The organism is Streptomyces sp. NPDC001858, from assembly GCF_053594615.1.
In genome coordinates this window covers 1-9,397 of the sequence record NZ_JBSFEV010000086.1, presented here as the reverse complement: position 1 = coordinate 9,397, position 9,397 = coordinate 1, and the positions used below count along the sequence as shown (strand labels likewise).

The following is a 9,397-nucleotide window of genomic DNA, read 5'->3' as shown; positions in this document are numbered from 1 at the left end:
TGCGGCCGATTCCGCCTGCGGCCCCGGTGATGACGGCGGTCCGTCCCTCGTGCCGCCCGGTTACCCGACGGTCATTGATCCGGTCAGACATGGTGGCTCCTTCGCCAGTTGGTGCACTGGCCGGCCCGGGTCGCCGCGCGGCTCATGGCGTCGCGCATCGCAGGTCACGGGTCGCGAGCTCCCTGTTCAGGCAACCAGCACCCATGACCACAGAATGGCCCATTGGTCGACCAATCGATCACCTTCGACTATACCTTGGCCAGCCAAGGAAGCAATTCAGTGCCACAGGAGGGGGCGAGGGGGCCTGACTGTCCGACGGGAGAGGCGGGCAGCCCGAGCTCATGGGCTTCGAGTCCGGCGCTTTCGGTCCGAGCGGATGGTCGCGCTGGAGTTCGGCCGGGCCGCTCCTCCGGGGCAGCCCGGATCCGATGGCAATCGGCGCTGCGATACTCCGGGCGCGACCCCGCCGGATGCGCGGCGGCGCCCCGCTCCGGTCTCCGGGCAGCGTTTCGATGATCTTCTCCCGGCGGGAGGGCGGGACGATCTGGTCCCGCCCTCCCTTCGTCGCCTCGGATCACCGGTATGCCGGCCCTGACCGGCAGGACGGTCGACGGGGCTCTCAAGCCGGGCGCTCCGCTCCCATGAGCGCCGACGCGGTGCGAGGCCTCAGGCCGCGGGGGTGCCGTTCGCGGTGCCGACGGCATCGGCAGCGGGCGGCGGGGTCGTCAGGTTCGCTTCGATCCGGGCCAGCACCTGCATGGCCTGGCGGTACTCCGCTTCGGTGAAGCCGGCCGCGGTGACCTCTTCCAGGTCGGACCACGCCTTTCTGACCTGGTCGCGCAAGGCCTGGCCCGCGCGGGTGGCACTGACGACGACGGCCCGGCGGTCGCTGGGAGACGGCTTGCGGGTGACGAAGCCGGACTGCTCCAGGCGCTGCAGCATCTTGGTGACGGTCGACGGATCCAGGCCGAGCGTCTTGATCAGGTCCGCCTGACGTTGCTCCCCACGCTCCCACAACTGCATCATCAGCAGTTCCTGGCCCGTGTACAGGCCGGTGTCGCGCAGCAGGCCGCCGGCCATGATCCGATGCGCACGGGCCGCCCGGAAGAGGGCCTCGCTCATCGGGGCGTCTGCCACGGTCGGCACCGCACCCTCTTCATTACCCTGTACCGAATCGGCCCGCGGCATGACTCTCGATCCTCCTGGCAGATAGTCACGTCCCCGACACCGGCACTGGCCGTCCCGCCGGGGACTCGTCTCACCCGCCATTGTATTGGTCAGCCAACGGAAATGGCGGGTCAGCGGTGACCGGCAGTCCGGCCGCCGTCCACGCAGATGTCGTGTCCCTCACCTGGCTCGATCCGGCGCAGTCGAGGCTCAGCGCGAGGGCGCCGCTGTCGGAGCCGGTCGCGGGCAGCTGGATCAGCTGCGTGCCGCGCTTGCACGGCCGGCCGTCGTGGCCGACTGCGGCGTCGGTGGCCGGTGGCCGGTGGCACGACGAAGCCGGGAGAGATCACGTCGGCCCGGATACCGTCGAGTGCGCCTTGCGCGGCAAGCGTGCGCGTCAGGGCGATCACGCCGTCCCTGACCGCAAAGTGGGCGGCCTGCCCGGGGGCCGCAGATGCCGTGCGGGCCCGGTGTCGAGGCCGCGCCGATGACCGCTCCGCCACTGCCGCGGGGACGGGCCCAGGCGGGATGGGCGGTGTGCGGGACGATGTCCGGCTCGACCTGCATCGCCTGCCGCCGGAGTTCGACGGCGAAGGCGGCGAAGGCGGAGCCCGCCGCGTCGGCGCAGAGCACGTCGACGCCGCCGGGGCTCGCAGCGGCGTCCTCCGCACGGACGCGGGCCGCGTCGGGATCGATCGACGAGGTCGACGGTGTGGCCGTGGGCGTCGTCGGCGCTGCTGCGCGAGCTGGTGAGCGGTGGACCCGGCGGCGGCCTCTGCACCAGGTCTCAGCCGACGCTCCGCGCGCCCTCCTGCGCGAACGACTCCTGCGCCGCCGCTGCCTCCTCGCAACAGGCGCCGGAAGCCACGGACGACGGCAGAGTCACGCTGTCCGGGCGGTACGCCGCAGATGCGCCCACAACCGGTCCAGCAGCGGCGGGGCAGCCGTACGCCACGCCGCGATCTCGTCGGGGCTCAGCGTCTTCACCGGACCGGCGCCGTGCGCGGCGAGGTGTACCCGGCACGCGGCGTCGAGCAGCCACATGCGGGCCACGGCGTGCCCGGGGGCGGTCCCGGTGGTGATGCCCCCGTTGCCGCGCAGCACAAGCGCGTCGGCCTCGCCGAGCGTGCGGGCCGCACGTTCGGCGCGGTCGACGCAGCGCAGCAGACGGGCCTCGTCATGGACCGGGACCGAGGCGCCCAGCCACGCGGCCTGGCCGTGCAGGAGGGAGATCCGGTCGGTGACGGCGCCGGCGGCGAGGACGGCTTCGGGCTGGGCCCGGGCGACCGCTGCGACATCGGGCCGCGCCCGGTACACCGCCAGGTGCCCCCAGGCTTCGGGTGGCGCCCCGGCGGGCAGTGCGTCGGCCGCCAGGGGGATCTCGACCAGCTCGTCCGGGGCGACCAGGTCCAGTTCCTTCGGCGGCGTGATGAGCACGAAGTCGCCGTGGCGCACCGACACGTGTCCGAACGCGGTCACCAGGCCGAGGCCGGCCAGTACATGAGCGGCCTCGACCAGCGCGTCGGCCGCCGGGGCGGTACGGGTTGAGGAGGACGTCTCCCCCGGTGTCGTCATGACCGCACGAGCCCGCCGTCGACGTACACCGTCTGACCGGTCATGAACGCGGCGTCGTCGGAGACGAGGAACGACAGCATGCCCGTGAGGTCCTCGGGGAGCTGTACCCGGTGTATGGCCTGAAGCTGCGGGACCACTTCGAAGAACTCCGCGGGCCCGGCCTCGGTCGTCGTCGTCCGTACCAGGCTGGGGGCGATGGCGTTGACGGTGACGCCGACGCCGGCCAGGTCGGTGGCCAGGCCCCGGGTGAAGCCGATCACGGCCATCTTGCTGGCCAGGTAGTGCGTGAAGCCGGGGATGACGAGGCCGACGGAGTTCGACGTCATGTTGACGATCCGGCCCCAGCCCTTGTCCCGCATGCCCGGCGTGAACGCCTTCGCCGTGTGGAAGAGGGCATCGGCGTTGAGGGTGAACACCGCACGCCAGTCGTCGAACGTCATGGTCTCGAACGGCTGATTGGGATACATCCCGGCGTTGTTGACGAGGATGTCGGCCGCTCCGAGCTGCTCCGCGATTTCCTCCTGAGCGGCCGCCGCACCGGCGGGGTCCGTCAGATCGGCCTGGACGGCGATGGCCCGGCCGCCGGCGTCGAGGATCTCCTTGACGACCGGAGTGCCGTCGGCCCGGTCCAGCACGGCCACAGCGGCGCCCTCGGCGGCGAGCCGAAGGGCGTAGGCGCGGCCTATCCCGCCGGCGGCCCCGGTGACGACCGCGATCCGGCCTTCGTGTCGCATGGTGACCCCTTCGTCAGAAACAGGAGAGAAAGTGTATACAGATTACGTTTGGAGGGGGAGGTAAGGTCGGCCGTCAGCCTCCCTTGGTCGAACCCCTCGATCGTGCTGAGCCAGGGAAGTGGATCCTCCCCAGCGGCTGGATCAAGGGGCGTCGACGGCCGCTGACGACGGCAGCTGAGGCTGGGTCGACGGTCGTGACACCGGCCCCTGCCACATGTCGAGTGAGGCGGGCCGGGCGGAGTCGAAGGTGCGCACCACCCAGGTGGCCTCGTCGACCGGCAGGCCTCCGGTGGCGTATTCGTACGTGATGCCCTCGGGGCCGCGGAAGTAGAGGAACACCGAGCCGGACGTGGGGTGCTTGCCCGGTCCCATCACGATGTCGACGCCGTTGTCGCGCAGGAAGTTCCAGTTGCGGAAGATGTCGTCGAGCGTGGCCGTCTGGAAGTTCACGTGGCACAGACCGGGGCCGTCGCCGCGGAACACCGCGAGCTTGTGGTGGACCTTGTCGATGCGCATGAGGCAGGCGTTGTCGCCGATCCAGTCCGAGACGCGGGCGTTGAACGTGGTGGACCAGAACCGGTGGGCCTCGCGGACGTCGGGCGCGTCGAAGCACATGTGGCCGAACTCGCTGATGCCGGACGACGGCCGGGTCAGCCGGACCGGCTCGGCCATCGTCTCCTGGCCCGTGACCAGCTCGATCCGGTTGCCGAAGGGGTCGTCGAAGGCGATGAACCGGGTGACGTGGCGCGAGCGGGCCGCGTCGGCGTCGCCACGTGCGACCCGGAAGCCGCGCTGCTCCAACTCGGTCTCGGCCAGGGCGAGGGCGTCCTCGTCGGCCACGGTGAAGGCGGACGCGATCACGCCCGAGGCTCCCTCGACCAGAGCCAGGCTGTGGTGCCGGTGGTCGGCCCGCAGATGCGCGACGCCCTGCTCGGCGGTGTCGACCTGCTGCAGGCCCACGATCTCGGTCGCAAAGTGGGTCGCCTTCTCCAGGTCGGCGGCGCCGGAACGTACGTACGCGATGTCGGTGAGCGTGATCACGAGTGGGCCCTCTCGCCGTAGCTGTCGTTGTCGTTGTCGTATCCGAAGTAGCCGCGTTCGATCGTCTCGGCGGGCCAGCTCTCGCACACTGCTCCGGTGAGCTGGGTGCGCAGACAGCGGGCGGTCGCGCACGAGCAGCTCCGTACGGCGCCGAGCTCGCCGTCGGACACCTTGTGCGGCCAGTCCGGGTCGGTGAACAGCGGTCGTGCCAGGGCGATCGCGGAGACGTGGCCCCGTTCCAGCGCGTGTGCGGCAGCCTGCGGGTCGCCCAGTCCGCCGCCCGCCACGACGGGCAGGCGCGTTGCCTGCGCCAGCGCCGCGTTGTCGGCGAGCGCGTAGCCGCGCCGACCCATGAGCCCGTCGTTGGCCGGCAGTCTCATCGTCTCGAAGGTGGTGGGGACGCCGAACAGGAAGTCCGCGCCCGCGGCCTCCAGCAGCGGGGCGAGCCGGACGCTGTCGTCGAGCGTCCAGCCGCCCTCGACGCGCTCGTCGCTCATCAGGTGGACGCCGACGACGAAGTCGGGGCCGGTTCGGCGCACCGCCTCGCGCACGGCCTCCAGCGCGAATCGCACGCGCCCGTCGAAGCCGCCGCCCCAGTCGTCGGTGCGCCGGTTGGTGCGCGGCGAGAGGAACCCGGAGATGAGGAATCCTTGCGCCGCGTGCACGTCGACGCCGTCGAAGCCGGCGCGTTCGCACAGCTCCGCGGCCCGGCCGAAGGCCGCGATCGTCTCCTCGATCTCCTCGGGGGTGATCTCCTGCGGAGTCACCGTGCGGCCGGGCGTGAGCTCGAAGGGCACGGCCGACGGAGCCAGCCGGCGGCGGCTCTCGTAGACGTCCCAGGGGCCGGCGTAGCGGCCGGCGTGCACGAGCTGGACCATGGCGAGCGCGCCGTGCCGGTGGATCTCGTCGGCCAGGCGGCGCAGTCCGGGCAGCCGCTCTTCGCCGTCCACCAGGTTCTGCAGCGGCATCTGCCGCCCCGAGAGGTTGACGGCGAAGTTCTCGGTGATCACCGTGCCGGCCCCGCCCTGTGCGCGGCGGGCGTAGTGCTCGACCTGGGGGCGGGTGACGAAGCCGTCGGCGTCGCCGTAGCAGACCGACATCGGCGCGTGGACGATGCGGTTGCGCGCGGTCCTGTGGCCCAGCCGCAGGGGGGTGAACAGTGAGGCGAAGACCGTGTCGTTCTTCCGCAGCTCCGGGACACTCGTCATTCCGACTCCTCCAAGTGCGGCACGTCCATGTGCGGCACGTCGCGGTGGGACATCCCCGTGTGGCCTCGACGGCCGGGCGGCGGGGGCTCGGCGGGCCGGCGGCGGGCCGGGCCCGCCCCGGCTTCGCTCGGCCATCTGAGAGCCAGAGTGCATACACTTTCTGATGATGTCAACGCCTTGACGAGGAGCCGCCGAAGTGTACACAGTTTGAGCGAGGCGAAGCCGCCGACGACGCGGCTCGCACTACAGCCGCAGTGAGCAACGAGGTGACTGATGGACACGGAGACACGGTCGGAGGCGGCGCGTTCCCTGCTCGGCGCCTACCGCACCGGCGAGCCGATCGAGCCCCTGACCGACCGCTTTCCGGGCCTGGACGCGGACGACGCGTACGCGATCCAGGAGACCCAGGTCGAGCAGTGGGTGCGCGACGGCGCGGTGGTCAAGGGCCACAAGGTGGGGCTGACCGCGCCGGCCATGCAGCGCCAACTCGGGGTGGACCAGCCGGACTTCGGCCACCTGATGGACACGATGTTCCACCTGGAGTCGCAGCCGATCGACCCGTCGGCGTTCCTCGCGCCGCGGGTGGAGCCGGAGATCGCGTTCGTGCTGGGAAAGCCGCTGAGCGGCCCCGGGGTCACCGTGGCCGAGGCCGCGGCGGCCGTCGACTTCGTGATGCCGGCGCTGGAGATCATCGACACCCGCGTCCGGGACTGGAAGATCACCCTGGTCGACACGATCGCGGACAACGCGTCCTCGGGCGGAGTGGTGCTGGGCGGTACGGCGCTGCCGCTGTCCCGGGTGGACATCCGCCGGGCGGGAGCGGTGCTGTACCGCAACGGCGGGATCGTCGGCACCGGAGCCCTGGGCGTGGTGCTCGGCTCCCCGCTCAACGCCCTGGTGTGGCTGGCCAACACGCTCGGCGCGCGGGGGGTGACGTTGCGGGCGGGTCATGTGGTGCTGCCCGGTTCGGTCACCGCGGCCGTCCCGGTGAGCGCGGGTGACGTGGTGACGGCGACGTTCGCCGGGCTCGGCTCGGTGACGGCCCGCTTCTCCAAGGAAGGCACGGCAGCACAGCTCAGCCCCAGGCAGGAGGCGGCGGCATGACCGAGTGGAACGTGGAGCGGGCCGCGACGGTGCTCGCGGACGCCGAGGCCGGGCGGACCGATCGTGGTCCGATCACCGACGAGTGGCCCGGGCTGGACCTGGAAACGGCGTACCGGGTGCAGGACGAGATCCTGCGCCGCAAGGTCGACGCCGGCGAGCATGTCGTCGGCGTGAAGCTGGGGCTGACCTCGCGCGCGAAGCAGCAGCGGATGGGCATCAGCTCGCCGCTGACGGGGTGGCTCACCGACCAGATGATCCTCCCGGCCGGGACACCGCTGGTCACCGGCGAGTTGATCCATCCGCGGGTCGAGCCGGAGATCGTGTTCGTGCTCGGTGAGCGGCTGAGCGGACCGGCCGTGACCGCGGCCCGCGCGATGGAGGCCGTGTCGCACGTGTACGCCGGCCTCGAAGTGATCGACAGCCGCTACACCGACTTCCGCTTCAGGCTGCCCGACGTGGTGGCCGACAACGCCTCGTCGTCCCGGTTCGTCATCGGCTCGGTGGCACGCAAGCCCGAGGAACTGGACCTGGCGCTGGAGGCGTGCCTGCTGGAGGTCGACGGCGAGGTCGTCGACTCCGCCACCGGCGCGGCCGTCCAGGGACACCCCGCCGAGGCCCTGGCGCTCGCTGCGAACGCGCTGGGCGAGCGCGGGCTGGCCCTGGAGGCGGGGTGGCTGGTGCTCACCGGAGGCATGACGGACGCGGTGTTCACCCGGCCCGGCAGCTCGATCGCCGGCCATTTCACCCACCTCGGCTCGCTGATGATCGGATGTGAATGACATGCCGCTGGTGGAGATCACGCTGGCCGAAGGCCGGACACCGGAGCAGATCAGGGCCCTCCTGGCGGACGTACACAAGGCCGTCCACCAGGCCATCGACGCACCGGAAGCCTCCATCCGGATCACGGTGCGTGAGGTGCCGCCCGCCCATTGGTCCGCAGGCGGCCAGACCCTCGCCGAACGCGCCGCAGCAGCCACCGCAGCCGCAGCCGCCACCGAGACCGCGAACACCGGGAGCTGAACATGGAATCCTTCGGCCACGTCATCGACGGCAAGGAGATCGAGTCGGACTCCGGCTCGACGATGACCTCGACCGACCCCTACACCCGCGAGCCCTGGGCGGAGGTGGCGCTGGGCGACAAGAGCGACGCCGACCGCGCGGTGGACGCGGCCCGCAAGGCGTTCGACTCGGGGCCCTGGCCCCGGATGGGACACGGCGAACGCGGGCGGATCCTGCACCGGCTGGCGGACCTCATCGAGAGCCACGCCGACGAGCTGGGCATGGCGGACACCCGGGACATGGGCAAGCCGATCACCCAGTCACGCGGCAATGACGTACCGCGCGCGGCGTCCAACTTCCGCTTCTTCGCCGATCACGCCCGCCTGTCCACGGCGGACACCCTGCCGATGGACACCGGCCACCACGCCTACACCCGCTTCGAGGCCGCCGGGGTCGTGGCGGCCATCGCGCCGTGGAACTTCCCCTTGATGCTGGAGAGCTGGAAGATCGCGCCCGCGCTGGCCTGGGGCAACACCGTGGTCCTCAAGCCCGCCGAGGACACCCCGGCCTCCGCGACGATCCTCGCGCGCCTCGCCCTGGAGGCCGGGATGCCACCGGGCGTCCTCAACGTCGTCCACGGCTACGGCCCCGGCTCCGCGGGCGAGGCGCTGACCGAGAACCCGGCCGTGGACCGCATCACCTTCACCGGCGAGTCCGGCACCGGCCGGATCATCGCGGCCGCCGGAGCCCGCAACCTCACCCCCGTGAGCCTGGAGCTGGGCGGCAAGGGCGCGAACGTGGTGTTCGCCGACGCCGACCTGGACACCGCCGTCGAGTGGTCGATCAAGGCCGTCTTCACCAACACCGGACAGGTCTGCCTCGCCGGTTCCCGGATCTATGTACAGCGTGCCGTCCACGACGCGTTCCTGCGGCGGTTCACGGCGGCGGCCGACGCGCTGATCGTCGGCGACCCGAAGCAGACGTCGACCGACATCGGCCCGCTGGCCTCCCAGGAGCACCACCACAAGGTGCGCGGATACGTAGACAGCGTGGAAGCCGAGGGCGGCACCCTCGTCACCGGCGGACCGGGCGAGGGCTGGACGGTCAGGCCGACGGTCGTCACCGGCCTCGGCCAGGAGTCCCGGCACGCCCGGGAGGAGATCTTCGGGCCGCTGGTCGTCATCATCCCGTTCGACACCGAGGAGGAGGCGGTCGCTCTGGCCAACGACAGCCGGTACGGGCTCAACGCGATGCTCTTCACCGAGAACCTGCACCGCGCCCACCGGGTCTCCGCCGCGCTGCGCGCCGGAACGGTCTGGGTGAACTGCTTCTTCATCCGCGACCTGCGGGCGCCCTTCGGCGGGGTCGGCGACTCCGGCATCGGACGGGAGGGCGGGAACTTCAGCCGCGAGTTCTTCACCGAGCCGAAGGCAGTCGTGATGCAGATCCGGCCCGAGGAGGTCTAGCGATCGAGGGGCGGCAAAAGAATCTTCCGGTGGACGGGAACAGAAGCCTTGTGGCGTAGGTTGTTGACTAACGATTGGCCGACCAACTAAATTGGTGGGCATC

At 71.3% G+C, this 9,397-nt stretch carries 9 protein-coding genes; 4 read left to right on the top strand and 5 right to left on the bottom strand.

Annotated features, from left to right (window positions below):
- Positions 1-666: 666 nt before the first annotated feature.
- The 5 genes from ACWCPF_RS45040 to ACWCPF_RS45020 all read right to left on the bottom strand — a co-directional run bounded on the left by ACWCPF_RS45040 (position 667) and on the right by ACWCPF_RS45020 (position 5,725).
- Complete coding sequence (locus tag ACWCPF_RS45040) at positions 667-1,188, bottom strand: MarR family winged helix-turn-helix transcriptional regulator (RefSeq protein ID WP_451050963.1); 522 nt, start codon at positions 1,186-1,188, stop codon at positions 667-669.
- A gap of 861 nt (positions 1,189-2,049) precedes the next feature.
- Positions 2,050-2,742: a class II aldolase/adducin family protein gene (locus ACWCPF_RS45035; protein ID WP_451050962.1), complete on the bottom strand. Its 693-nt coding sequence runs from the start codon at positions 2,740-2,742 to the stop codon at positions 2,050-2,052.
- Positions 2,739-3,476: an SDR family NAD(P)-dependent oxidoreductase gene (locus ACWCPF_RS45030; RefSeq protein ID WP_451050961.1), complete on the bottom strand. Its 738-nt coding sequence runs from the start codon at positions 3,474-3,476 to the stop codon at positions 2,739-2,741. The genes ACWCPF_RS45035 and ACWCPF_RS45030 overlap by 4 nt, the downstream gene beginning before the upstream one ends.
- Before the next feature lie 141 nt (positions 3,477-3,617).
- On the bottom strand, positions 3,618-4,517 hold the full coding sequence (locus tag ACWCPF_RS45025) for a VOC family protein (RefSeq protein ID WP_451050960.1): 900 nt from the start codon (positions 4,515-4,517) through the stop codon (positions 3,618-3,620).
- Positions 4,514-5,725, bottom strand: a complete 1,212-nt coding sequence (locus tag ACWCPF_RS45020; protein WP_451050959.1) for an oxidoreductase — start codon at positions 5,723-5,725, stop codon at positions 4,514-4,516. The genes ACWCPF_RS45025 and ACWCPF_RS45020 overlap by 4 nt, the downstream gene beginning before the upstream one ends.
- Before the next feature lie 273 nt (positions 5,726-5,998).
- Between ACWCPF_RS45020 and ACWCPF_RS45015 the strand changes: the two genes are divergently transcribed.
- From ACWCPF_RS45015 to ACWCPF_RS45000, 4 genes are read left to right on the top strand one after another with little or no spacing between them, the layout of a single operon-like run.
- Positions 5,999-6,829: a 2-keto-4-pentenoate hydratase gene (locus ACWCPF_RS45015; protein ID WP_451050958.1), complete on the top strand. Its 831-nt coding sequence runs from the start codon at positions 5,999-6,001 to the stop codon at positions 6,827-6,829.
- Positions 6,826-7,608, top strand: coding sequence for a 2-keto-4-pentenoate hydratase (locus ACWCPF_RS45010; RefSeq protein ID WP_451050957.1), 783 nt, complete (start codon positions 6,826-6,828; stop codon positions 7,606-7,608). Before ACWCPF_RS45015 ends, ACWCPF_RS45010 begins: the two co-directional genes overlap by 4 nt.
- 1 nt (position 7,609) lies before the next feature.
- Complete coding sequence (locus ACWCPF_RS45005) at positions 7,610-7,849, top strand: 2-hydroxymuconate tautomerase (RefSeq protein ID WP_451050964.1); 240 nt, start codon at positions 7,610-7,612, stop codon at positions 7,847-7,849.
- 2 nt (positions 7,850-7,851) lie between these two features.
- Complete coding sequence (locus ACWCPF_RS45000) at positions 7,852-9,294, top strand: aldehyde dehydrogenase (RefSeq protein ID WP_451050956.1); 1,443 nt, start codon at positions 7,852-7,854, stop codon at positions 9,292-9,294.
- Positions 9,295-9,397: the final 103 nt, after the last annotated feature.